This window comes from Sediminicola luteus (genome assembly GCF_002514735.1).
Classification (GTDB): domain Bacteria; phylum Bacteroidota; class Bacteroidia; order Flavobacteriales; family Flavobacteriaceae; genus HQA918.
The window spans coordinates 642,446-667,683 of the sequence record NZ_KZ300476.1 but is presented as its reverse complement, the minus strand read 5'-3'; the positions used below and the strand labels follow the sequence as shown (position 1 = coordinate 667,683).

The window sequence follows — 25,238 nt, the reverse complement described above, 5'->3', positions numbered from 1 at the left end:
GAGAGGGTTGGCCTGTCCCGCAGCATTGCGGGGGGTGAGGGTATCTGCGATGTAAGTGTCTGTAGATTAGTTTAATGCTGTGCGTAGTGTATGGTTTTCTGTTGAGGAAAGTCAATCTTTTACCCATCCGTAATATGTTAAATTTTACCTTTATTTAGATTTAATTTAAGTTTTTCTTTGGATTAGAAAGATGGGGTGGTACATTTGCGCCGCATTTTAACTGAAATAAATCTAAATAAGAATAGTTAAGGATGAAGAAGCTTGTATGTATAATGGCCATAATCTGTGTATTTGTAGGGAGGGCCCAAACCAAGACCGATAGTATAACCTTTGATCCACAAAGTCAAATGAATGCCGCACAGCGTATTCTTTCCGGTAATTATGCTTCGGCCGTTACTGTAGGGGCCTATGGCGAAATGTTGTACAATCAACCAGAGGGGGATAATGGAGAGTTGGATGTTCAGCGCCTAGTGCTGTTGTTCGGATACAAATTCAGCGAATCGACCCAGTTTTTCACGGAAATCGAATTCGAGCATGTAGAGGAGGTTTTCGTTGAACAAGCTTTTGTAAATTATAATGTGGCCGATAATGTGTATCTAAGGGGTGGACTTATGTTGGTGCCCATGGGTATTATCAATGAGTTTCACGAACCTACCACCTTTAACGGAACCGAGCGCCCAGCAGTAGATGGCGTAATCGTTCCTACTACCTGGAGGGAACTGGGTATTGGGGTTAATGGTCGTTTCAACGACTTGAACTTGGGATACCAGTTTTACGTGTTCAATGGCTTTAAGTCTACTTTCGCCGATGGTGAAGGTGGTATCTCGGGCTATTTAAAAGGTTCTAATGGCTTGCGCGGCGGCCGTCAAAAAGGGATAAAGTCTACGGTAGATAGTCCGACGTTTTCTACCAAATTCGATTATTACGGTATTCCAGGCCTGCGATTAGGGTTGGCTGGTTACTTTGGCGATACCCAGGCCGAAGATGATATCGAGGATATGGATGGCGCCAATATCGGTGTTGCCATGGTAGGATTGGATGCTCGCTACGCCTACGAAAGGTTCACGGCGCGAGGTCAGTTTATCTACGCTTCACTTTCCGATACCGAGGCCTATAACAATGCTACCGGAAGGGATTTAGGTAGTGCCCTTCAAGGTTGGTACGTAGAGGCCGGATATAATTTGTTGCCCCAGGATAAAAAACAGAAACTGTTCGCTTTTACCCGTTACGAAAAATACGATACCCATGCAAGTACGGCCGGGGATTTAGAGCGAAACGATGCTTATAACCGTACCGATATTACTACAGGACTTTCTTATCATATAGCACCAGGGGTCGTTGTAAAAGGAGATTACCAATTCCGGGACAATGCCTTGGAAGGGGCCGATGTAAAAAATCGTTTGAACTTCGGTATTGGGGTTTGGTTCTAGCACCAACTTCTATGGAGTTTAAAAATGGCAATCGGTATTCGGTTGCCATTTTTTATTAAAACCAATTCTAAATTATTACTTTTGTCCTATGAAGCGTGTCGTAAGTATGTCGGTAGTGGTATGTGTGCTCATACCTTTGTTATATGCGTTTTCCATTCCAGGAAAGCTAGGGAAGAAAGTAAATAAAGAGTTGGGTAAACTTTATCCGGGGGTTACCTATAATCTGGCCGGGGTGGAAATACCGGCAGCATTGCAAGCAGATCTGCCACTTACCATTTCTAGTACGAATTTTTTCGCCATGTCCGACCAAGACCAGACCACGGGCTATGTGTTTTTGGGTAAGGCACCTAGTAAAACGGCCGATTTCGATTATATGGTGGTTTTTGATGCCGATTTAAGTATAGTTCATAGTAAGGTCTTGATCTATCGGGAAGAATATGGTGGTGAAATTGGAAGTAAACGCTGGTTAAAGCAGTTTTTAGGAAAAACACCTGCCGATCGTTTGGATGCCGATACCAACGTAGATGCTATTTCCGGGGCGACGATTTCCGTGCGATCTATGACCCGTTCATTGGATGGTCTGCTACAATCCGTTAAAATCCTTCAAGAAAATAAGGTATTGTAAATGGAGGGGAGTTTAAGCTTGGCCAATTTTCCGAAAGGGGTTAAAAGTTTTTTGGCCGTTTTCGTCCTCGTGCTTTCCGTTGGTTTTTTCACTGGTTTGTTGTTCGTCAATGAAACCACCGAAGCCAGTCCGCAAGGTATTCATGAAAACTACCTGGGCAATGAAGCCGATGAAGAGGCCGAGGTCATGAAATTCAAAAAGAGTGAACGGGAAATGCTTACCACGGTGCATACCCATATTTTGTCACTTTCCTTTGTTTTTGTGCTTATGGGTGTTCTGGTTTGGCTATCCGATACTTCGCTATGGCTAAAGAAATTTTTAAGTATAGAGCCGCTTCTTTCAGTGTTGTTTACATTCGGGGGTATCTATTTGATGTGGAAGGGTATAGGGTGGATGAAGTATGTGGTCATGGTGTCAGGCTTTTTAATGACCCTGAGTTTTACGTGGGCGGCTGCTTTGGTCTTATGGCAACTGCTTTTTAAGAAGTCCGGTTCGAATTAACAGTGCCATAAACTTTAGGTGGTGTTAAAAATCGTATATTTGCCCGCAATTAATACGTAATTGCATGGAAGCTCACCAAAGAAAGATCGTAGGCGAAGGACTCACCTATGACGACGTACTACTCGTTCCCGCTTATTCTGAAGTTTTACCGCGTGAAGTGGATATCAAATCCAAGTTTACCCGTAATATTACTTTAAACGTACCCATCATTTCTGCAGCTATGGATACGGTTACCGAATCGCGTATGGCCATTGCCATGGCCCGTGAAGGCGGTATTGGGGTGTTGCACAAGAACATGACCATAGAACAGCAGGCGGCCAAGGTGCGAAAGGTAAAACGGGCCGAAAACGGTATGATCTTAGATCCGATTACCTTGCCGAGCGACGCTTTGGTCAAAGATGCACAAGCAGCCATGAAAGAGCATAGTATTGGGGGCATTCCAATCGTAGACGATGCCGGAAAATTAATCGGTATCGTAACCAACCGCGATTTAAGGTTCGAGAAAAATACAGAGCGTCCTATTTCAGAGGTTATGACCGATTCCAATTTGGTTACCGTGAGCGAAGGTACTTCTTTGGCGGAGGCCGAGGATATTTTACAAGCCAATAAAATTGAAAAGCTTCCCGTGGTCAACAACGACAATCTATTGGTGGGTTTGATCACCTTTAGGGATATTACCAAACTCACCCAAAAGCCCATTGCCAACAAAGACCAGTACGGACGTTTACGTGTAGCCGCAGCTATCGGTGTAACGGGTGATGCGGTGGAACGGGCCGAGGCTTTGGTGAACGCAGGGGTAGATGCCATCATAATTGATACTGCCCATGGCCATACCCAAGGAGTGGTAAACGTATTAAAAGAGGTTAAAAAGAAGTTTCCTGAATTAGATGTGGTCGTAGGTAATATTGCGACCGGGGAAGCAGCCAAATTCTTGGTAGAGGCCGGTGCCGATGCGGTTAAAGTAGGTATTGGTCCAGGTTCCATTTGTACCACACGTGTCGTGGCCGGGGTTGGGTTCCCGCAGTTTTCGGCTGTATTGGAAGTGGCCCATGCCATAAAAGGCAGTGGGGTTCCTGTGATTGCCGATGGCGGTATCCGGTATACGGGCGATATTCCCAAGGCCATTGCGGCCGGCGCCGATACCGTAATGTTGGGCTCTTTATTGGCGGGCACCAAAGAATCGCCGGGCGAGACCATTATTTACGAAGGGCGTAAGTTTAAATCTTATCGTGGCATGGGCTCTGTAGAGGCCATGAAAAAAGGAAGTAAGGATCGTTATTTCCAAGATGTGGAAGACGATATCAAAAAATTGGTTCCCGAAGGAATCGTGGGCCGTGTACCTTACAAAGGCGAGCTGAACGAGAGTATACACCAATTCGTTGGCGGACTAAGGGCCGGAATGGGGTATTGCGGTGCCAAGGATGTCGATACCTTAAAAGAGTCTGGGCGTTTTGTTAAGATTACCGCCAGTGGTATCAACGAAAGCCACCCTCACGATGTAACCATTACCAAAGAATCGCCGAATTATAGTAGGTAATTCGAATTTAGTAGAAATAGATAAAAACAAAAACCGCCCTTGAGGCGGTTTCGTTTTTTCTAATTTCTAATGTCTAGGGTCTAATATATATAGTCTAGCGTTTAAACTTATTTACTTTCCTTTTCGTAGGTGTTCCAATCCTTGTCTTTATAGATGTCATCACCGAAGTATTTGGCGATTTTTAAAAAGGGTTCAACTTTTTGGTAACCCGGTACCGGGGATAGCATTTTTAGGTTCGAATCTAAAAACACAACGGTGGGGTAGCTCAAGCGGTTGTTGGTCAATGCGGCGGCCAGTTCGTGGTACCCCCGTCTGCCCGAAGGCACGAACTTAAAGGTCTTGCCTTGGAATTCGATGGGGTCTTTTCCTTCGGCATCGAATTTCACCATATAAAAATGGGCGTTCATATACTCGGCCACTTTGGGGTTTTGAAAGGTGTCCTTATCCATTTTTTTGCACCAACCACACCAATCGGTATAGACGTCTACAAAAATCTTTTTCGGATTTTCTTCGGTAGTGGCCATGGTAACGGCCTCTTCCCAACTCATCCATTCCAGTTCTTGGGCTTGGGTGTGCCAACCTACAAATACCATTAAGGTGAGCAGTAGGGTAGGTAGTAGCTTCTTTTTCATCTTTTTGAAATTTCGTTAGGCCTAGAAAACAAATACGCGTACTGGGTATAGGTTTTATGGCATTTTGTGTTACCAACCATGGGATTTTAGTAGCCCTGATTGCTCCTTATTTGGTCTAAGGAAGGTATTAAACCTAACGTAAATGTAAGATTTTTATTTCGTGGCTTCAACCTGTTGAGGTTCAAAAAGATGCGCTTGATCGACCTGATTACGTAAAAGATCGTCGAACGTTTCCCTTTCACGAATCAAGATAGCTTTACCGTCTTTCCACAACACCTCGGCAGGTCGGTATCTAGAGTTGTAGTTACTGGCCATGCTAAAACAGTAAGCTCCGGCATTTTTAAAGCAAAGGATGTCGCCTTCCGTTATCTCGGCAATTCGGCGATTGCTACCAAAGGTATCCGTCTCACAGATATAACCTACCACCGAATAGTAACGCTCCCGGCCCTTGGGGTTCGATACATTGTGTATCTCATGATTAGATCCGTAGAACATGGGGCGAATCAAATGGTTAAAACCAGAATCAATTCCGGCAAAGACAGTAGAGGTGGTCTGCTTTACCACATTTACTTTGGCCAAGAAATGCCCGGCCTCACTAACCAAGAATTTTCCGGGCTCAAAACCAAGGGTAAGCGGCTTACCGTAACATTTGCAGAATTCGTTGAAACGCTTACTCAGTTTTTTACCGAATTCTTCGATATTGGTCTGAATATCCCCTTCTTTATAAGGTACTTTGAATCCGCTTCCGAAATCGATAAAATCGAGGTTCTCGAAATGGCTGGCCGCCTCAAACAAAATTTCGGAGGCATATAAGAATACGTCTACATCCAAAATATCGCTTCCGGTGTGCATATGGATTCCGTTGATATGCATTTTGGTCAATTCCACAATGCGAAGAATATGTGGGATTTGATGAATACTGATACCGAATTTACTATCGATATGGCCTACGGAGATTTTAGAGTTGCCTCCGGCCATTACGTGCGGATTGATACGGATACAAACCGGAACATCTGGGTATTTGCTTCCGAATTGCTCTAGTATAGAAAGGTTGTCGATATTGATCTGAACCCCCAATTTGGCAGCAATCTCTATTTCTTCCAGCGAAACACCGTTTGGGGTAAAAATGATATTCTCAGCCTTATGGCCCGCAGCTAGTCCCAGTTGTACCTCTTGGATCGACACAGTGTCGAGACCGGCTCCAAGGGAGTCCATAAGTCTTAGTATATTAATGTTGCTCAAGGCTTTTACGGCATAGTTCAGCTTTAACTGTTTCACCGATTTAAAGGCGGCAGTTAATCGATTGAACTGACTTTCTATTTTATGGGCATCGTACACATAAACCGGGGCGCCGAATTCTTGGGCAATTTGTAAAAGCTGCTTGTTTTCCATGCGGATATTTTTTGCAAATCTAGTTTTCCGAAAGGGGAACTGCAAGGATTTCTGGCGCATCAATAAATAAATAACAAAAAGTTGTAAATGCAACAATTGTAGTTATGGTGATGGTGTTAGGGGTTGGGGCTTGGTATGCATTAAATCAAAAGTAAGTCGATTTTTAGAAAGGGTTAAATAGCTGAGATGTAATGGTTTTGTGAGTTGTGTCGGTTTTGGGGTTTATTTGTGCAACCTCTGTACCGGAATCATTAGGGTAATTAGGTGGGGTTTGCTATTTTTGCAATCGAACTTTTTTACAAAGCGATATATGAATCTTCACGAATATCAAGGAAAAGAGATTTTAGCCAGTTTTGGAGTACGCATCCAACGTGGTGTCGTGGCCCACTCGGCTAAGGAAGCTGTTACGGCTGCTAAACAACTTACTGCCGAGACCGGAACCGGTTGGCATGTGATCAAGGCCCAGGTACACGCCGGTGGCCGTGGTAAAGGAGGCGGTGTTAAGTTGGCCAAAAACCTGCAAGAGGTTGAAGATTTGGCCGGACAGATCATTGGGATGAACTTGGTTACCCCGCAGACCTCTGCCGAGGGTAAAAAGGTACACCAGGTATTGGTTGCCGAAGATGTGTATTATCCGGGTGATTCAGAGACATCGGAATTCTATATGTCGGTATTATTGAACCGTGCTACGGGAAGGAATATGATCATGTATTCTACCGAAGGTGGTATGGATATTGAGGAAGTGGCAGAGAAAACCCCACATTTGATCTTTACCGAAGAGATTGATCCGGCTACGGGTCTTTTGCCTTTCCAAGCCCGTAGGGTGGCCTTTAACTTGGGGCTATCTGGTGGAGCTTTCAAGGAAATGGTAAAATTTGTTTCTTCTTTATATAAAGCCTATCAAGAGAGTGATGCCAGTTTGTTCGAGATCAACCCGGTGTTGAAAACCTCTGACGATAAGATTATGGCGGTAGATGCCAAAGTGTCTATTGATAATAATGCCTTATACCGTCGTAAGCAATATGCCGAAATGCGCGATTTACGCGAAGAGAGCCCAATTGAGGTTGAGGCAGGTGCCTTGGGTCTTAACTATGTAGATCTAGATGGTAATGTAGGTTGTATGGTAAACGGGGCCGGTTTGGCCATGGCTACCATGGATTTGATCAAAATGGCTGGTGGAGAGCCTGCTAACTTCTTGGATGTAGGTGGTACTGCCGATGCCAAAAGGGTAGAGGAAGCTTTTAGGATCATTCTTAAAGATCCCAATGTAAAGGCGATTTTGATCAATATCTTCGGAGGTATCGTACGATGTGATCGTGTGGCCCAGGGTGTTGTAGATGCTTATAAGAATATGGGCGATGAGATCAACGTGCCTATTATCGTAAGGTTGCAGGGAACCAATGCCGAATTGGCCAAAGAGATTATAGATAACTCTGGTTTGGAAGTGCATTCAGCTGTTCAGTTCCAAGAAGCAGCCGATAAAGTGAAGGAAGTGCTAGGTTAAGCCTAGGTTAAACCTTAAAAATATCTTAAATAAATGGGAAGCGTTTTGTTAACGTTTCCCATTTTTTATTTCCGCAAAACCTATGTTGTTTTTGTAATGATATGTTTTGGTTTTTGGTTGGTGTCCATCAAAATTATTCGGGTTCTTTGGTTTTGGTTCAATAATTCGTAAGGCGCTGTTTTAGTGGGGGCTAGACTTCTTTTTGTTAGCTTAATATTAGCTGGTTTAAAATTGGGTTAACCTTGGTTTTATGGCTTGGTGTGACCGGTTGGTCGTTACTAAATTTGTCCTGGAACTTTGAAAATGAGGGGGTTATTAAGTTTGTGTTAAAAGCAAAAACTCATGTAACAATCTCGTTTTACGGACGTCTTTTTAGTGTACATCAATCTTAAATCAAGTAATCATGAAAAAGTTTAGTTTAATGTTAGTAGCTGCGATGCTACTTTCCGCAGGAAGTCTTTTTGCCAACGATGGTAAAATTGAAAAAAACAGCCCCACTAAAGGTATTTGTGTCAAAATCGGGCAATTGCTCAAAGACAATTACTTTGATGTAGATCAAGACCTAAAGGCCATGGTAAAGGTGACGGTAAACAAAGATCGCGAGATCGTCGTTTTGTCCGTAGATACCGAAAATGATGCCTTAGAGTCTTTTATCAAAGGTCGTCTTAACTACCAAAAGGTAGAGCAAAAGTACTTTAAGGAAGGTCGTATTTTCAACGTACCGGTAAGGATTACGGCGGAATCTTAACGAAGTCAAGCCTTGGAATCTGATAATCCCGGTCATGTGCCGGGATTTTTTTTGTCCATTACTGGTGAATTGGTGTTGTAGTTCCTCGATAAGTATGGTAACGGTATACGAAAACCAAGTGGAGGTAGTTATATATAGGTTATGGTATCGCTATGGATGGATATGAGGAAAAATTGGGCATACTTTCGGAAATGATCGCCTTTGCCCGGGTAGATCGGGGAATTAAAGAATCGGAATACAACTTTTTACTTGGGGTGGCCCAGGGTTTGGGTATTTCAAAAGTAGCATTTAACAAGCTTATGGATGGCGAAGCCAAACGGGTTATTCCAAAATCGCAAGCCGATCGTATATTACATTTCCACCGATTGGTGCTCTTAATGAATGTAGACGAGCATGCCTCTTCTGAAGAAGTTGAGCGATTGCATCAGGTGGGGTTGCATATGGGGCTACCTCCTTCAGCAATTTCCCAAGTGCTTTCTATAATGCATAAATACCCCAATAAAATTGTCCCTCCCAAGGTGTTGATCGATATATTTCGGGCCCATTACAACTAAAAGTGTCATTATGACATAAATCACAATACAAAAAATGCCATAATGACATTGTTTTTCAAATGGTATTGTCTTTGTCTGTATGGAGGTGTATAACCTTTAAAAGAACAAAAGATGAATATAGTTAAGAGAAATGATGCGTTTTTACCTTCCATATTAGATGAAATGTTCAAGCCGGATTGGTTCGGTGGTACCGAGTCACGATTGGCACCAATGGATATTTCAGAGACCGATTCCGCCTTTGCTTTGGCCGTTGAGTTGCCCGGGCGCAAAAAGGAAGATATCAAGGTAACCGTAGATAAAGGGGTGTTGACCCTGGCCACGGAGGCCAACAAGGAAAAAATCGAAGAAGGCGTACGCTATACCAAAAGGGAAATTACCCATTATGCATATAAACGTAGTTTTTCATTACCCGATTCCGTGGATATTGAAAAAATCGGGGTAAGCTATGAAGCGGGTATCCTGAGGTTGGATATGCCTAAAAAAGCGGAATTAGTTCAGCCGAAAAGAACTTTTGAAGTGCGATAGGGACTTCTACAAAGCCATGCGATCTTTTTACTCAGTTTACAATACGGTTGGGGCATTTAGAATGGGATGGTATGGGTAAAACCCTGAAAAGGGCTTTTTCATATTGATTAGTTTGGTTAGTTAGTTGTAGCCCCTTTTCCTATCGGAAAGGGGCTTTTTCGTAAGGGTTAAACCGTTGGTTTGGCAGCATTTTTTACTACTTCCAACACTTTGCCCCATTGTACGTCTTGTTCGTGGTTTTCTTGAATGTGTTTACGCCCATTTGCCCCGAATTCCGCTGCCTTTTCCGGGTGGCTTACCAAATCCAGTAGGTATTCGTACATTCCAATTTCGTCTTTTTCTTCAACTAAATAGCCGGTTTTACCATGTATTACCGCATCCCTGATACCCCCGTGTAGGGTACTTACGACAGGTAGACCGGCCGCACTGGCTTCTAAAATACCTAAAGGAGTACCTTCCATGTCGCCATTTGGTGCAGTAAGGGAGTGTTGCACAAAAACCATCGATTTTTGCATCAAATTGGCAATCTCGACAGGTGTGAGCACTCCTGTAAAATGAATCGATTTTTCTAGGTTAAGTGTTTTCGCCAACTCTTCACAGGCCTCAAAAAGACCATCTTTTTTTCCTACCATGGTTAAGGTGGCGTCTGGCCTTTGCTGTACCAAGCGGTGAAATGCCCTTATCGTATAGAGAGGTCCTTTTTTAGCGGTAAACCTGCCTACGGCCAATAAACTTGGTTGTTTGTCGGTTTGGCCTGGTTTAAAAAATGCGGTTTTGACGCCATAAGGTATCATGATAAGTTTTTTGGGATTTGCCCCTAGGGCTAAAAGCTTTTCTTGCATTACTCTAGAAACGGCTACTATTTGGGAAGCGTAGGCAAAAAGATCTTTGTAGTTGTTGTATTGCTGTATGAGCTTTTTATCGGTGGCATCGTGTCCGTGGAAGATGGCTACCAGCGGTATGCCCAGGGCCTTGCATGGGGCCACCATATGGGAGGCCGGCATACCATAATTTGCAAAAACGACATCGATCTTGTTCTCCTTTAGGAATTTCTTCATGCCGTAATCGCTAAAGAAATTGTTCCGTCCTAAAACTGTTTTTACGATTTTATGAAGCGCCCAGAATAGTCTAGAGTTTATCAGGGAACCATCTTCCTTTCGCTCAGGATAACGGCCGCCATATAAGGTCACCACATCGGCATTTTCAGTAAACGTTTTTATTTGATTATGGATGAAGGTTTCCGAATAGGCGTTTTTTTCTGACCGGGTAATACAAATTCTCATACAGTAATTCTTAAAAGATTGGGTACGCATAATTTGGGGTAAACCTAATACTTTTGGGGGTAACTAAAAACGGTTTTGAATGAACTTTTTATGTCGGTTGCTAGAATTCGTAATGCATACCTATAGGTTAAAGTTCGGTTACTTGGGCTTTTAGTTGCTTGATTTCATCTCGAAAACGGGCGGCCTCTATGAAATCCAATTCCTTGGCGGCGGCTTCCATCAGTTTACGTTTTTCGCGGATTAGCTTTTCCAGTTGTTCCTTACTTAAATAGGCCGTGTCGGGTTCGGCCGCTTTACGGTTTTCCATACCTATCGGGGTATACGCAGCCTTTTCTTTGGTCAAGATGTTGGTCAGTTCCTTTTCCAGGGCTTTTGGGGTAATGTTGTTTTCAGTATTGTAATTAATCTGTTTTTCCCGGCGGTAATTGGTAGCATCGATTGTTTCTTGCATGCTTCGGGTTACTTTATCAGCATACATAATGGCTTTTCCGTTGAGGTTTCTGGCGGCACGGCCCACGGTTTGGGTCAAGGACCGGGTACTACGTAAAAAACCTTCCTTGTCGGCGTCCAATATAGCTACCAACGATACTTCGGGCAGGTCAAGTCCTTCTCGCAATAGGTTAACACCGATCAAAACATCGAAAAGTCCTTTTCTTAAATCTTGCATAATCTCTACCCGTTCCAAGGTGTCTACATCGCTATGTATGTAACGACAGCGTACTTCTATCCGTGTAAGGTATTTGGCTAGTTCTTCGGCCATGCGCTTAGTAAGGGTGGTTATCAAAACCCGCTCATCGATTTCAACACGCTGCTGTATTTCCTCAATCAAATCATCGATTTGGTTTAGACTGGGTCGTACTTCGATTATGGGATCCAGGAGGCCGGTAGGTCTAATGATCTGTTCGGTGAAAACACCTTCGGCCAAGTCCAGTTCGTAGTCGGCTGGTGTGGCACTTACGTAAAGTACCTGGTTTTGTAACATTTCGAATTCCTCGAATTTTAAGGGGCGGTTATCCATGGCTGCCGGCAATCTAAAACCGTACTCTACCAAATTCTCTTTACGGGAACGGTCACCGCCATACATGGCATGCACCTGCGGTAAGGTGACATGGCTTTCGTCGATGACCATAAGAAAGTCATCCGGAAAATAATCGAGCAGACAGAAGGGGCGGGTGCCGGCCTCCCTGCCGTCCATATAGCGGGAGTAGTTTTCAATACCGGAACAATAGCCCAGTTCCCGGATCATTTCCAGGTCGAAAGTGGTACGTTCTTCCAATCTCTTGGCTTCAAGGTGTTTTCCAATTTCCTTAAAATAGGCTACCTGTTTCATCATGTCGTCTTGTATCTGATGAATGGCGTTTTGCATCACATCCTGTGAGGTAACGAACAGATTGGCCGGATAAATATTGAGTTGTTCATACTTCTCGATTACGTTATTGTTATACGGGTCAAAGGCTTCGATTTCCTCGATTTCATCTCCAAAAAAATGGATACGAAAGGCATGATCGGCATAACCCGGAAAAACATCGACCACATCGCCTTTGATCCTAAAGTTTCCGTTTTTAAACTCGGCGGTGGTGCGTGCATAAAGGCTTTGGACCAATTTATGCAAAAATTTGGTGCGCGAGATTACCTGGTCCCTTTTGATTTGGATCACATTTTTCTGGAATTCCACAGGGTTCCCGATACCATAAAGACAAGAAACCGAGGCCACAACCAAAACATCGCGCCGCCCCGATAATAGGGCAGAAGTGGCGCTGAGTCTTAATTTTTCAATATCCTCGTTTATCGAAAGGTCTTTTTCGATATAGGTGCCCGAAGTGGGAATGTAGGCTTCGGGCTGGTAATAGTCGTAGTATGAAACAAAATACTCTACGGCATTCTCCGGAAAAAAAGCCTTGAATTCGGAGTATAACTGTGCTGCCAAGGTTTTGTTATGTGCCAACACAAGTGTGGGGCGTTGCACCGATGCCACTACGTTGGCCACAGTAAAGGTTTTACCGGAGCCCGTAACCCCTAGCAATACCTGATGGGGGACCTCACTTTTAATACCTTCGGCCAATTGGGCAATGGCCTGGGGCTGATCACCCGTTGGTTTAAATTTAGATACGACCTTGAATTTCATGGGCTAAGCGTGTAATTCGCGGGCCATAGGAAAGACAGCCATGGTCCCGTTTTTTGATGATGTTCCTTATTTCCTTAAAAATGGCAAGGAATAGTGAAAATACCAAAACCTTATGGAATTCGAAAGTAGGTGGCCGCTTATCTTTTCAAGCTAAAATGACCAGTATGGATTCGGCCATTGGGCAACTGCAGTTTAAACCAATAATCCGATGCGGGCAGGGGGGTGCCGTTTAAAGTGCCGTTCCAGCCGTCGCTATCAGGTCTTACTTCAGCGATCAAAGCCCCGTATCTATTAAAAATATAAATGGCTGCATCGGCATTAAAATCTTTGTTGACACCATAAATCCGCCAGAAGTCGTTATGACTGTCATTGTTAGGGGTGAAAAATTTGGGGTAACCGATAATGGCTACATCTTTTTCACTAATACCACAGCCCAGTTCGTCCTTTATGTAAAGACGGTGTATACCAGCTTCCATATCTTCGAAATTCGGTTCGTTTTGAAAAACGATACCGTCCAACGAATAGGTGTATTCGCCATCACCAGACACGATTACCGAAAGGGTATTGTTTTCGGTTAAGTCGCTAACGGCGACATCCTTTATCAAGGCTTTGTTCGAACCCACCACATTAAAGTCTTTAAGGGTGGTGCAATAGGTGATACTGTTGTTTTGGTCATATCGATATCCTACCTCTAGGCTATAAGTACCCGTATCTGTGATTTCTACCTTGGCGTTTTCCGAGATTAATTCTCTAGAGGCGTTATACCATCTGTAAATATCATAGCCAGCTGGGGCTTTTAGGGGTAAAGGTGGGTTGTCGGTGCAAAGTATGTGTTGTTCGGCGAAATCGGGTGTCGGCGTTGGGTTTACCACCAATTCGAATTCTTCTACCCCTTGGCACTGGTTGGCTTCCTCGATCCGAACATAAACAGTACGGGACCTACTATAATGATTTCCTGTAATCTCGTTTTGCTCCAAACTTAAATCGTGTAAGGAGGTGTAAAAAGAAGTTTCAAGATTAGGGTAGTTCAGGGCTCTGATTTCCTCTAGATCAAAGGTGGCTTGGGCCTCGGGTTCCGATGGGTTTTCAGCACAGGCATAAAACGGACTCACCGGGTTTAGGCTGACTGTTGTGGGGCTTACGTTTAGGATAAAGTCGCCGTCTAAGGTACATTCGTTAAGGTATACCCGATAATAAATGGTTTGGTTAAACGCCTGGGTATTGGTAAAGTTTTGGGGCTGGTCAATGACGTTGCCTTGGTTTCGATTGGCATCCGAAGTATAGAATTCGTAGGTGATGTCGGGTTCGAGCAGGTCTTTGAAAATTTGATTTAAATCAGATTGGGTTAAACCGTCGGTAGAATTGTTCGGGACTACATCGCATTGTATTAGTTCGGCCCCGGCCGGCACCGGACTTTCAATGACCTTTAGATTAATGGGTAGTGTAGTAAAACAACTCGGGTCACTTTGTGCGCTTATCCGGGCATAAAGGATAGTAGTGCCAGTCTCCAAAGCCGTTTGGGTTAGGGGATTAAGGTTGTTCTCGGCTGTATCGGAATCGCTAAAAAGTTCAATTTGAAAACTTGAGGCATCTGCTAGTGCAGCACCAATATCCATGGCGATTTGGTTTAATTCGAAATTTTCGGTGCCGTTATGGTTAAGGTCACATTTGTTATAGGCAAAAACTTGTGAAATAAAAGTTTGGGCGTTTAGGGGGAGTTCTAAAATTTCGAAACAGCCATTCTCTGCATTTATTCTGATGTAAATGGTTTGTATGGCTGTATGTTCCCAGATAAACGCATTAGGGTTTTCAATCGGGTCGGTGGCATCAAAAGCATCGGCATAGCTGGTATAGAAGGCTGGTGCAAACGATGGGTCGGCACTCATTTGATGATTGTTCTGGGTCAAGTCGACTTCCATGCCTGCATACGCAATGCAGAAATCCAAGGGGTCAGGTTCGCCCAATATTTCGGGTGGATCGTTAAACAAAGGATTTCCGGACCAATTCAAATCAAAGCCCCCGTTCCCGTGGGGCCGGTTTACTAGAAGCAGATAGCGCTCGCCTGAGGTAACCGTAAGCGGGGCCAAAAAACTGTTGCCGTCAGACCCAGGTCCTTCGCTGGTGTCGCTTTCCCCGTTTCTAAGGCCGGTATGGTTGGTGTTGAGTGCAGCCGCTTCCGGGTTGGTGGTAGAGCAACGAATGGGGTTGTTCAGGTTTCCGCATTCCGGATTAGGTCCGAAAATATAAAAATCATAATCTACCGAAATGGCGTTGGAATTGGGCTCAATGGTAAATGCCAGTTGACCCGATTCCGCAATATTGAGCTCGAACCACATACTATTGGTTTCCGGGAAGACACAAGAACTGGTCAATTGACTCAGTTCTTGGGTGCCATAACCGGTTACGTTCGAAGAAATGGCATTATTTCCGCATACGGTAACTGCATTAATACAATCATTTGACCTTTGGGCAGATAACAGGATAGGTAGCCCAAAAAGCCATAAAAAACAAAGCAAGTATCTGGTCGGCATGGTCCACAAGATAATGGATCCTTGCCATTGTACATGGGTCAAACGACCACTAACATGTATTAATCGATAGGGTGCTTTAGAGATCTCTGCGCTTTAATAGTTTGTAGGAAGCCCAGATAAAAAAGGCAGTCCAGGCCAAAACGATAATGAGTTTCAATGGGGTTACGGCATAATCGAGCTCCAAAGAAGTGTCTAATTGATCGGCTATCGACTTAACGGCGCCTAAACGGGTAAAGGGCTCGTCGATCAGGTTGAACATAGATTGCAACGGAAAGAACGACATCAGGGTGTCGGTGCCATCGGAATCCAAAACCTTCCAGCGGACCATACCCCTTACGAAGCCTTCGAAAAATTGCCATAATACCAAGAAGCCCAAGGCAAACGCCGATCGCTTTACCAAAATGCCCAAAAAGAGACAAAAGGAGAAAAAGCCCAAATGCTTAACAAAATAGGCCAAAAGGAATTCCAGGTCGCGGAATACCACATTGAATTCGGTAAAATCGGAATAGGCGTAGCCTAGAATCAAGGACATTATGGCGACAAAAGCCGTTGATACTGCCGAAAAAACCAGTACGGTCAAAAATTTAGATCCGATAAACTCCTTTTTAGATAATCCGTCTATCAGATTTTGTTTTATGGTCTTGTTGCTATACTCATTGGCCATCATAGAAACGATGACCACGGCCAAGAACAATTTGAACCAAGCGGCTATAAAGGTGTTAAAGTGCCAGATGTAAGGGAAATTGAAGATACCTTGCTCGGCTAAGTGGAATTTAACCGGGCCGATATCGAATTTAATGGCCGCAATCAGGGCAATGGTGGTCAATAAAACAAAATAGGCGATGATCAAGACCCTGCTGGCCCTGTTGTTCCATAATTTAATGGCTTCTATCTGTAAAAGTCGTAACATGGCTGAATCTTTATTGGGCTTGGTTTTCGGTTAGGGTAAGGAATTGGCTTTCTAGGCTTTCTTTTCGTTTTACCAAATGCGAGAGCACTATGCCTTTTTCGAACAGTTCCGAGTTTAGGCTTTGGGCGTCCAAATCGCCGGTAAGGTTGGCGGTAATGAGTCCGTTTTCTTGCTTTACGGCGGTAAAACGATCTTGGGACTGTAACCAGTCCATAAGACCGGCAGTGTCATTGGCCTTCAATTCAAAAAATCCATGGCTTTTTACCATCTCATCTACCCGGCCCGAGTATATTTTTTTACCCTTACGTAGAATAACTACATGCGAGCAGACCTTTTCTACTTCATCTAACAGGTGGGAGGCCAATAATATGGTGGTACCTTGTGCGGCAATGGTTTTTATCAATTCCCGGATTTGGTGTATCCCCTGGGGGTCCAATCCGTTGGTAGGTTCGTCTAAAATCAAGATTTCAGGGTCGTTCAACAAGGCCGAGGCAATGGCCAAGCGTTGTTTCATTCCCAACGAATAGGTTTTGAATTTAGAATCTTTACGTTCCCATAGACCGACCAATTCCAGTTTCTCTTGAACTTTTTCATGTCCGACCCCTTTGATCTTGCAGACCAATCTCAGGTTTTGCTCGGCAGACATATACGGGTAGAAATTGGGTCTTTCAATGATGGCCCCCACCTTTTTCAAGGCTTCATGGGTAGAGGTGTTGCCTTCGAACCAGCTGAACTCGCCTGAGGTACGGTTTACTACGTTGAGTACGATACCCAAGGTGGTCGATTTACCACTACCGTTCGGGCCCAAAATACCGTAAACATTGCCTTTCTCAATGGTAAAGGTCAGTCGATCTACCGCCGTTAGGTAGCCGAATTTTTTTGTGAGGTTATTAACCGTTAAGATTGTTTTCAAAATAAGGTTGATTTTAAATGGCCTATCAAATTGACGAAGATTTACGAAATTTGTTACAGCGCAATACTTGATTTGTTATGGGAGAGAAGTTAATGTCCAAGAAAAAGCCGGCTTTTCCGGTCAATGCTAAGCTTGATGATTATTTAGAGCATTACAACAGAAAAATCGAAATTCCGGTATTCTATGAAGATCTATTGCGTTTTGCAGGGGCCATTACCGTGTATGACGATGAAGGGGAAGATACCCTCTGGATTCGTGTGTACTATTCTGAATTTGAACGGGAAGAGATCGATCTTAGTCTAAAAAAGGTGTATTCTATCTTGCATTCCAATGGTGGGGAAGAGATTATCCAATACCTGAACGTAGATGCTGTTGACTACTGTACTTTTGGTAACTCCAAGCCTTTTCGCATTAAGGTACGAAACATACTTAATGATAACTATACCTATTTTTACGTAAAGAAAACAGATGCTTCACGGGTATATGGGCTGGAATTGGAGCATATGTTATCGCCTTATAACCTGAACTTTTTGGTGTATAAAGACACCTTGATTGAAGAGCATATTGCGGGTATACCTGGCGATGAGTTCATTAAGAATATGCTACCCAAATGTTCTGAGTCTGAAAAGGCCCAGTTGGCCAAAGAATTCGTAAAGTTCAACGAACGGGCCATGATTCGACTTTTGGGTGATATGCGTTCGTATAATTATGTAATAGTACCTACCCACGATTTTGATCATGTGGTATATAAGATACGGGCGATTGATTTTGATCAGCAATGTTTTGAAGGCAAGCTGAAGGTCTATCGGCCACAGTTTTTTAAAGAGAACCTGAAAATGGTGCAATTGGTGCAAGGAAAGCTTCAAAAGCATTCGGTAGACCAATACAAATTGGAAGAACGGTCTATTGTGGCCAAAAGGATCATGAGTTATGAAAAGCGTATCGCAAAACTCATCAAAATCTGTAAAGAAGACGAAATCTCCTTGCCAGAACATATCGAAAGATTGGGCAAAGAGATTTACGAGCTTACTTCCGATGTGAAATTCAAGCGTTCGCAAAACATGGGCGAGATTATGGAGCTGGCCCTGGATTTTGTAAAACGCAATTATGAAAACGTAAGTGCCCTACAGATAATAGAGCATCGTATAGATGTAAAATAATACCATTTCAACATTGAAATACCACCTAAAAAATGGTTCTTTTTACCTTTGGCCATCAAAATAAAATAGAACCGTAGCTTTGGCTATGCTTAGATTTTCTTTTTCGCCCAAAGAAAAAATTCCTGCTTTTTTATTGGTTGTATCTCAAAATTGAAATGGTATAAGTCGTAGTCCGGAGAAACGAAGTGTTGTAATCTTGGATTAAGCTAAAATGCCGGTTTCCAAAGGAGCAATGGTATTTCGTAATTCGTACTTCCAACTTCGCAGCTTGTACCTCCTAATCTTTCTGTTCTTTGTTGAAATACACCAGGTAGTAGTACATCTGGCGTTCTTCGTCCCAACCTTTTTCCACGAATTTTTCAGCCGATTCTGGGTTGATAAAATCCATTTTAATTTGGATGTTGGTATCCAGATTGATGACATTCTTTATTTTCTTTCGGGCATCGGAAACCGCTTTATTGGCGATATCGAACTCCGAGATGTCCTCAATACTGTATTTAGGCCCTTTTTCAACTTTGTAATGCTTAAACTCGGGGATCAATTCCGGGTTGTCCATCACTTCGTTCAAAAAGGAGGTTTCCTCAAAGTTGTCGTTCATGGCAAAGTGGTTTACCGCCTTGTTCATAAACAAAACTTCTTGCTGTTTGTCTTCGGCCGGTAATACCACGTCCTTGGCAAAATCCTTACAGAATTTCAGATAATTTTTGGTGTAGAAATTCTCATCGGCCAAGGCTTCGACCCCTAAAAAGTTTTCTAACCAATATTTGGTGTCGTAGCGGTTGCTGTCTACCGATAATACCTTATAGCCTTCTTCTTTTTCGCTATTGAAGATTAGGCAGCCTTTATCCAATTTGTTGATGTTGATCCCCTCTTGGATAATCATATCCAGATTATTCCCGTTTTCCTCAAACTGAAGGAATTCGTACTTCAATTCACTTTTGAAAATACCAATGGCATCGACCTTTTCGTTGTCGAGCATTACGTTCGATAAGTGGGTTACGTACAGCTCCCCACTTTTAATATGCGGGTGGTTGGATTGTTCGTATAAAAAACTAGCGATTTTTTTGGATTGGTTATGGGTCTGGTCCGGATCTTGGAAAATGGCCGAAGCCGCCTGGAAAAGTTCGTTGAATTCGAGGTCGGCCTCATGGGAGAATCGGTAATAATTCTCTTCCTTTTCACGAAACGGACGAAAGAAATACTCTTTTAATAGTTGTGTGGTCTCGTCATTCAAACCAAAAGGTTCGCTAGAGAGAAAAGCGCCCTCAGAGCGATTTTTGTTACCAACACGGTGAATGGAGATATGGTCTATTTGGGTACTGTACAGGTTTATCATGGATAGTGTTCTATGTTGATTGGGTTCTAGTCGTTGTTAATTCCACTGGGCATCGAAGTCTTCCTCGTCAAAATCGAGGTCGGGGTCTTCCATAGATTGGTTATCGGCCTCAAAACGCCTCTCGGGTGGGGTATCGGGCAATTCACCAAAGGTAAAAAGTAGGTTCGGATAACTGCGCCCGTCTTCTTTCTCTACGATATCGGCCAACTCAACGAAGAAAGTCCACATACTTAAAAAGTCGTACACATAGATTAATTTCGGGCTCTCCTCGGTGATGATATCGGTTAATACGGTAGTATGCATCAATCGGGTTTCCCCTTCGTTGGGTCCCATATCGAAAAGGGCTATTTCTTCATCTTGGTTCCAGGCTTCATCACAAGTGTAGAAAGACGCCATTTCCTGACCAAGAAAGCCAAAAGCTTGGGTAATGGCATTGTGTAGGTCTTCCAGGGTGTTGTTGTCTTCGATTTCTATATCCCTGAAAATATCTTCCTGGGCGTCTAATATGATGCGTATTTTGTAAATCATGTTTTTATTTTTCTGCCGATTATTTACTGAATCGGTGTAAGCTAAACGTTAGTACGGCCAATAAAAAAAAGGCGCCTATTTGGTGGGCAACGCCCAAGAGTAAAGGAACTGCAAATACCAGGGTGAATATACCTAAAACAAATTGAAGTCCGGTAAGGGCCAAGGCACTCTGTACTCCTTTTTTCTGTAAGCGATCCAAATCATACTTTCTGCTCGAGTAGGCTATCATGGCGACCAATACTACTACGATATAGGCCAAATATCGGTGTACGAACTGTACCCCGCTTTTGCCCTGGGTGAAATTTTGCCACAAGCCTTCTTGTTCGGTATAAACGGTTTCATGTATCCAGTGGCCTTCGCTCATGGTAGGCCAAAAGTTATGTATAAACCCTGCGTCCAATCCGGCAACAAAGGCACCCCATACAATTTGAACCATAAGCACGAGCAAGGTCACCCCAATAAGATTACGAAGCCCTTTAAATGTAGATTCTTTTCGGTTCGGAAAGATCAAATCCAAAGCCACCCAAAAGCTATAGGCAAAGGTGATAAAGGCCGTAGTTAGGTGGGCTGCCAGTCTAAAATGGGAAACGTCGGGTCGGTCTACCAAGCCACTTTTTACCATATACCAGCCCATAAAGCCTTGAAAGGCGCCCATGCCTAAAAGTACCAAGGATTTAAGTAGGGTAGGCTTGGTAAGTTGTTTTCGGATGAGGAAATACAAAAAGGGAATAATGAAAACGAGACCGATGACACGACCGATCAAACGGTGCAACCATTCCCAGAAAAATATACTTTTAAAGTCTTCTAGGGTAAAATGGTAGTTCAGTTTTTGGTATTCAGGGTATTGCTTGTAGAGCTCAAAGGCAGCTTCCCATTCGGTTTGGTTCAAAGGAGGGATGGCCCCCGAGATCAGTTTGTAGTTCGAGATGGAAAGTCCGGAATGGGTCAGTCGGGTTATACCACCGATAACCACCATTAAAAAAATGAGGGCACAACCCGATAGTAGCCAGTAAATGACGTATTTGTGGTCTTTTTTGTTCATAAAACAATTGGGGTAAAGCGCGGGCAAATATACGTCCTTTACAGGGTTTTTTTAGTTGCTGGCCTTATTTTTTAAAGAAAGGGTGTCCCCTAGATTGGTTATGGCGAATAGTTTTAGACGTTCCTTGCCCCTTGGGCCATTGGGTTGGTGTAACGCCAGGGTAAGTTGCCCTTGAAGATTATGGAACAACATGCCATGTCCGCCATTTTTCTGAAACAACAATTGCGGTTGTTGTTTCCAAGGTCCGGCCAATTTTCCCGATTCCGATTCGGCAATCCCTATAGCGTAACCGGCCTCACCGAAACTAGACCAAATCATAAGCAGTTTGCCGGTTTTGGTGCGGTACAGATAACAGCCGTCGGTTACCTTGTTCTTTTTACTGGTAGACCAAGCCGCTTCTGAGGCGTTGAACATTTTAATGGGTTGCCCTATGGTTGTGGATAAGTCGGGGGAAAGTTGCACATAATCCATGCTGCCATCTACGATTTGCACCCATTCGTGGCAGAATATCATATAAGGGGTTTCGTCTTCTACGAACAAGGTACCATCCAAGGCCATCCAATCTGTTGGGGTGTGGGGTTTGTTTTCAAAATCACGGAATGGGCCCGTAGGGCTATCCGAGACAAAGATTTGGGTGCCCCGTTTATGGAATTTAGGCCAGCCGGTTTTTGACTCCATTCCTTTTGGTGCAGGTAGGGTGTCGGAAGAGGTCAGGGTAACGAATAAATAGTATTTGCCCTGATTGGCATGTACTTCTGGGGCCCAAACCATATGCCTGGCCCAATAAGGGTCGGGTAATCGTAAAACCGTTTTGGGTGCAGACCAGGTTTTAAGGTCTTTGCTGGTGTAAACTTCTACTCCTTTAAGTTGGTTGTCTTGCCCACGAAACCCCAAGCGATTGTCGGTTTGGGCATACATATAGTATTGTTGGTTAACCGTGTCGGTAAGAATAAAAGGGTCGCGAATACGGATATCGGCAATGGCAATGCTGTCATTCGTTTGTTGTCCTAAGGCCATGTGAAAAACCATTAGGGCACATACAAAAATAAAGGAGGAGGATTTCATGGGGTGTCTCGTTAGAAAAGTTCCCAACAAAAATACGGCTCAAAAGCCTATTGGGTGGAATTATCCTTCGTCTAGGCCCAGTTCTCTTCCTTTTTTAAGCATAAATTCACGAGCGGCCTCATATTCGTTAGGGATAATACCTTCTAGAATAGCGTCTTTGATGGCATCTTTGATCAAACCGATTTCCCTGGAGGGTTTTAGGTTGAAGGTTTTCATAATTTCTTCACCACTAACTGGAGGTTGAAAATTCCGGATACGATCACGTTCCTCAACTTCTACTATTTTGGTCCGTACCAGTTTAAAGTTGTTCTTGTATTTACGCTGTTTTTTGGGGTTCTTGGTGGTAATGTCCGCCTCGCAAAGCGTCATCAGTTCGTCTACATGTTCCCCGGCATCGAAAACCAAGCGCCTTACTGCCGAATCGGTTACATGGTCTTGGGCCAAAACAATGGGCCTAGAACTCATGAATACCATCTTTTGCACATATTTCATCTTGTCGTTCAAGGGAAGTCGGAGCCTTTTGAACAACTTGTACACCATTTTGGCCCCGATAAATTCATGTTGATGGAAGGTCCACCCGATTTTTTTATCGAATCGTTTGGTTGGGGCCTTACCGATATCGTGTAATAGGGCGGCCCAGCGCAACCAAAGGTTATCCGTGTTCGGGGCAATATTGTCCAGCACTTCAAGAGTATGCCAAAAATTATCTTTATGGCGTTGGCCTTCTACTTCTTCAATACCCTGAAGGGCGGTAAGTTCAGGCAAGATGTACTCCAAAAGACCGGTTTGGTGCAATAGTTTAAACCCAATTGAAGGCACAGGGGATGCAATGATTTTATTGAGCTCATCCACAATGCGTTCCTTGGAAATAATCTTTATGCGGTCTTTGTGCTCCGTTATGGCTTGCAAAGATTGCAGGTGGATGTTAAAATTAAGTTGGGTGGCAAAACGTATGGCCCGCATCATACGTAAGGGGTCATCGGAATAGGTGATACCAGGCTCCAATGGGGTTTTGATCAGTTTTTCTTCCAAATGTTTCAGGCCATCAAAGGGATCCAATAGTTCCCCGAAATCGGCTTTTCCCAACGATAGGGCCAGGGCGTTTATGGTAAAATCCCTTCGGTTTTGGTCGTCTTGTAGGGTGCCGTCTTCCACAATAGGTTTACGACTATCGCGCTGGTAACTTTCTTTACGGGCCCCCACGAACTCCAAGTCGATATCTTGGTATTTGATCATGGCGGTGCCAAAATTCTTGAAAACCGACACCTTGGGTTGCCCAGGCAGTTTTTCAGCTACCTTTTTGGCAAGGGTAATACCACTACCTATGGCAACGATATCTATATCTTTATGGCTGCCACGTTCTAAAATAAGATCACGCACGAATCCGCCAATCACGTAACAGTCTAAAGAAAGTTCGTGGGCGGCTTCGGAAATAAGTTGAAATATGGGCCCTTCGAGGGCTTTTTTAAACGCTTGCTGCATGTGCCTACTGCCTAATAATGGTGACCACGCCTGCGTTGGTCAATTTAATGATAACCGATGGGCGGGCGTTTTTTGAATCGTCGGGCAAATTTACCACATAGTCTACACCTTTTAAAATGGCGGGATCTATATCGTTAAAGGTTTTTGGGGTGGGTTGGCCCGAAATGTTGGCCGATGTAGATACCAAGGGTTTACCTATTCTATTGATCAAGTATTGGCAAAAGGGGCTTCTGGCTACCCGGATGCCTATGGTGTTGTCTTCTCCAATGAGGTTAGTAGCTAGGTCTTTAGGTTGGTCGTAGATAATGGTGGTTGGCCTTTCACTTAGTTCAATAAGGTCCCAAGCAGCATCAGGAACCTGGTGGATATGTTTCTCCAAGAGCGCCTCGCTATCTACCAAACAAATCATGGCCTTGGTCTGTACCCGTTGTTTAAGAGCGTATATTTTGGCGACGGCTTCCGGGTTGGTGGCATCGCAACCTATACCCCAAACGGTATCGGTAGGGTAGAGTACGATACCTCCCTCCTTTATAATCTCGGCTGTTTTACGGATTTCAGGCAGCAGTGCTGCTAAGGTCTCTTTGTTTTTGGATCGGTTTGATCCCTCGGCTTTCCGTGCTTTTGGCATGTTGCTGCTTTAAACGCTCTAATTCCTTATATCGGGCATAAACCCCAAGGGCGTTCAAATAACAAATGGTAACTCCTTTTTTGCCGTCTAACACACCCAGTCTGCAAATATAGTTATACAGAAATTTAAAGCCGGGTTTAAGGTAAAAATGGAAAAAGTTCGGACTCACATTTTTATGAGCCGTATGACGCGCCTTCATTTGCCCATATTTCAGCATTTTACCCTTGTAGTCTTCGTAGTCTTTATAGGAAAAGTGGATAAGCTTATGCTTTAAGCTGGCACTTTTACCATTTACCACTAGGGTTTCGTGTACGATAAGATCTTCTTTGAAGTGTACTTTGCTTTTTCGGAACAAGCGGTAATTCTTGTCGGTTTGCCAACCGCTAAAACGCAAGCGCTCTTTTTTAAACATAAAAGTGCGATAGAAATAGTAGGCCGCCACCGGATTGTTCGGTTTTTGAGTGACCTTGATAATTTCTTCGCGCAAGGCATCGGTAAGTCGTTCATCGGCATCTAAAAACAATACCCAGTCGTTAGAGGCTTGCGATAGCGCATAGGCCTTTTGATCGGTATAATTCTTAAACGGACGTTGGATCAGTGTAACTTTCGGGTGGTTGCCAATGGCCTCTACCGTGCCGTCGTTACTGAACGAATCTACAATGATCATCTCATCGACGAACTCCAGGTTTTCGATTACGGCATCGATATGTTCCACCTCATTATAGGTGATCATTACTGCCGATATGTTGCGGTTAGGATCGTGCATACGGTTCGGTGTTTCTAGGCA

General features: G+C 43.7%; 23 protein-coding genes. 9 read left to right on the top strand and 14 right to left on the bottom strand.

Going from position 1 to position 25,238, the window contains the following annotated elements; translation table 11 throughout:
- Window positions 1-251 precede the first annotated feature (251 nt).
- From B7P33_RS02670 to guaB, 4 genes are all read left to right on the top strand, one after another.
- On the top strand, window positions 252-1,430 hold the full coding sequence (locus tag B7P33_RS02670) for a hypothetical protein (RefSeq protein WP_097440405.1): 1,179 nt from the start codon (window positions 252-254) through the stop codon (window positions 1,428-1,430).
- A gap of 88 nt (window positions 1,431-1,518) precedes the next feature.
- Window positions 1,519-2,055 carry an FMN-binding protein gene (locus B7P33_RS02665; RefSeq protein ID WP_245871613.1) on the top strand — a complete coding sequence of 179 codons (537 nt, stop codon included), beginning with the start codon at window positions 1,519-1,521 and terminating at the stop codon, window positions 2,053-2,055.
- Window positions 2,056-2,556 carry a hypothetical protein gene (locus B7P33_RS02660; protein WP_097440403.1) on the top strand — a complete coding sequence of 167 codons (501 nt, stop codon included), beginning with the start codon at window positions 2,056-2,058 and terminating at the stop codon, window positions 2,554-2,556.
- A 64-nt stretch (window positions 2,557-2,620) separates the two neighbouring features.
- A complete protein-coding gene (gene guaB / locus B7P33_RS02655; protein WP_097440402.1) occupies window positions 2,621-4,093 on the top strand; it encodes an IMP dehydrogenase in 1,473 nt (490 codons plus the stop codon).
- Window positions 4,094-4,200: 107 nt separating this feature from the next.
- Here the strand turns inward: guaB and B7P33_RS02650 are convergent, their stop codons facing one another.
- A complete protein-coding gene (locus tag B7P33_RS02650) occupies window positions 4,201-4,725 on the bottom strand; it encodes a thioredoxin family protein (protein ID WP_097440401.1) in 525 nt (174 codons plus the stop codon).
- A gap of 153 nt (window positions 4,726-4,878) precedes the next feature.
- A complete protein-coding gene (gene lysA / locus B7P33_RS02645) occupies window positions 4,879-6,117 on the bottom strand; it encodes a diaminopimelate decarboxylase (protein WP_097440765.1) in 1,239 nt (412 codons plus the stop codon).
- A gap of 310 nt (window positions 6,118-6,427) precedes the next feature.
- On the opposite strand from lysA, the gene sucC reads away from it, so the two are divergent.
- The 4 genes from sucC to B7P33_RS02625 all read left to right on the top strand — a co-directional run bounded on the left by sucC (window position 6,428) and on the right by B7P33_RS02625 (window position 9,448).
- A complete protein-coding gene (gene sucC / locus B7P33_RS02640; RefSeq protein ID WP_097440400.1) occupies window positions 6,428-7,621 on the top strand; it encodes an ADP-forming succinate--CoA ligase subunit beta in 1,194 nt (397 codons plus the stop codon).
- Between the two features lie 403 nt (window positions 7,622-8,024).
- Entirely contained in the window at window positions 8,025-8,369 is a 345-nt protein-coding gene (locus B7P33_RS02635; protein ID WP_097440399.1) for a hypothetical protein, read from the top strand.
- Window positions 8,370-8,521: 152 nt separating this feature from the next.
- On the top strand, window positions 8,522-8,923 hold the full coding sequence (locus B7P33_RS02630) for a hypothetical protein (protein WP_097440398.1): 402 nt from the start codon (window positions 8,522-8,524) through the stop codon (window positions 8,921-8,923).
- 111 nt (window positions 8,924-9,034) lie between these two features.
- Window positions 9,035-9,448, top strand: a complete 414-nt coding sequence (locus B7P33_RS02625) for an Hsp20/alpha crystallin family protein (RefSeq protein WP_097440397.1) — start codon at window positions 9,035-9,037, stop codon at window positions 9,446-9,448.
- A 167-nt stretch (window positions 9,449-9,615) separates the two neighbouring features.
- On the opposite strand, the gene B7P33_RS02620 is transcribed toward B7P33_RS02625, so the two are convergent.
- The 5 genes from B7P33_RS02620 to B7P33_RS02600 all read right to left on the bottom strand — a co-directional run bounded on the left by B7P33_RS02620 (window position 9,616) and on the right by B7P33_RS02600 (window position 17,210).
- On the bottom strand, window positions 9,616-10,731 hold the full coding sequence (locus B7P33_RS02620; RefSeq protein ID WP_172435834.1) for a glycosyltransferase family 4 protein: 1,116 nt from the start codon (window positions 10,729-10,731) through the stop codon (window positions 9,616-9,618).
- Between the two features lie 127 nt (window positions 10,732-10,858).
- Window positions 10,859-12,856, bottom strand: a complete 1,998-nt coding sequence (gene uvrB / locus B7P33_RS02615; RefSeq protein ID WP_097440395.1) for an excinuclease ABC subunit UvrB — start codon at window positions 12,854-12,856, stop codon at window positions 10,859-10,861.
- A gap of 137 nt (window positions 12,857-12,993) precedes the next feature.
- Window positions 12,994-15,387, bottom strand: a complete 2,394-nt coding sequence (locus tag B7P33_RS02610) for a T9SS type B sorting domain-containing protein (RefSeq protein ID WP_097440394.1) — start codon at window positions 15,385-15,387, stop codon at window positions 12,994-12,996.
- A 76-nt stretch (window positions 15,388-15,463) separates the two neighbouring features.
- Window positions 15,464-16,297 (bottom strand): ABC transporter permease, encoded by an 834-nt coding sequence (locus B7P33_RS02605; RefSeq protein ID WP_097440393.1) that lies wholly within the window; start codon window positions 16,295-16,297, stop codon window positions 15,464-15,466.
- A 10-nt stretch (window positions 16,298-16,307) separates the two neighbouring features.
- Window positions 16,308-17,210 (bottom strand): ABC transporter ATP-binding protein, encoded by a 903-nt coding sequence (locus B7P33_RS02600; RefSeq protein ID WP_097440392.1) that lies wholly within the window; start codon window positions 17,208-17,210, stop codon window positions 16,308-16,310.
- Between the two features lie 77 nt (window positions 17,211-17,287).
- Between B7P33_RS02600 and B7P33_RS02595 the strand changes: the two genes are divergently transcribed.
- Window positions 17,288-18,370, top strand: a complete 1,083-nt coding sequence (locus B7P33_RS02595; RefSeq protein WP_097440391.1) for a hypothetical protein — start codon at window positions 17,288-17,290, stop codon at window positions 18,368-18,370.
- A gap of 277 nt (window positions 18,371-18,647) precedes the next feature.
- Here the strand turns inward: B7P33_RS02595 and B7P33_RS02590 are convergent, their stop codons facing one another.
- From B7P33_RS02590 to B7P33_RS02560, 7 genes are all read right to left on the bottom strand, one after another.
- Complete coding sequence (locus B7P33_RS02590) at window positions 18,648-19,706, bottom strand: nucleoid-associated protein (RefSeq protein ID WP_097440390.1); 1,059 nt, start codon at window positions 19,704-19,706, stop codon at window positions 18,648-18,650.
- 36 nt (window positions 19,707-19,742) lie between these two features.
- Window positions 19,743-20,234: an IS1096 element passenger TnpR family protein gene (locus B7P33_RS02585; protein ID WP_097440389.1), complete on the bottom strand. Its 492-nt coding sequence runs from the start codon at window positions 20,232-20,234 to the stop codon at window positions 19,743-19,745.
- Window positions 20,235-20,253: 19 nt separating this feature from the next.
- Window positions 20,254-21,276: a COX15/CtaA family protein gene (locus B7P33_RS02580; RefSeq protein WP_097440388.1), complete on the bottom strand. Its 1,023-nt coding sequence runs from the start codon at window positions 21,274-21,276 to the stop codon at window positions 20,254-20,256.
- A gap of 51 nt (window positions 21,277-21,327) precedes the next feature.
- Window positions 21,328-22,293, bottom strand: a complete 966-nt coding sequence (locus tag B7P33_RS02575; RefSeq protein WP_216359346.1) for a glycoside hydrolase family 43 protein — start codon at window positions 22,291-22,293, stop codon at window positions 21,328-21,330.
- A 108-nt stretch (window positions 22,294-22,401) separates the two neighbouring features.
- Window positions 22,402-23,823 (bottom strand): CCA tRNA nucleotidyltransferase, encoded by a 1,422-nt coding sequence (locus B7P33_RS02570; protein WP_097440386.1) that lies wholly within the window; start codon window positions 23,821-23,823, stop codon window positions 22,402-22,404.
- A 4-nt stretch (window positions 23,824-23,827) separates the two neighbouring features.
- The gene (locus B7P33_RS02565; protein WP_394341517.1) at window positions 23,828-24,388 is read right to left on the bottom strand and encodes an L-threonylcarbamoyladenylate synthase; all 561 of its coding nucleotides are present in this window, start codon (window positions 24,386-24,388) and stop codon (window positions 23,828-23,830) included.
- Window positions 24,378-25,217, bottom strand: coding sequence for a glycosyltransferase family 2 protein (locus B7P33_RS02560; RefSeq protein ID WP_097440384.1), 840 nt, complete (start codon window positions 25,215-25,217; stop codon window positions 24,378-24,380). The genes B7P33_RS02565 and B7P33_RS02560 overlap by 11 nt, the downstream gene beginning before the upstream one ends.
- Window positions 25,218-25,238 lie beyond the last annotated feature (21 nt).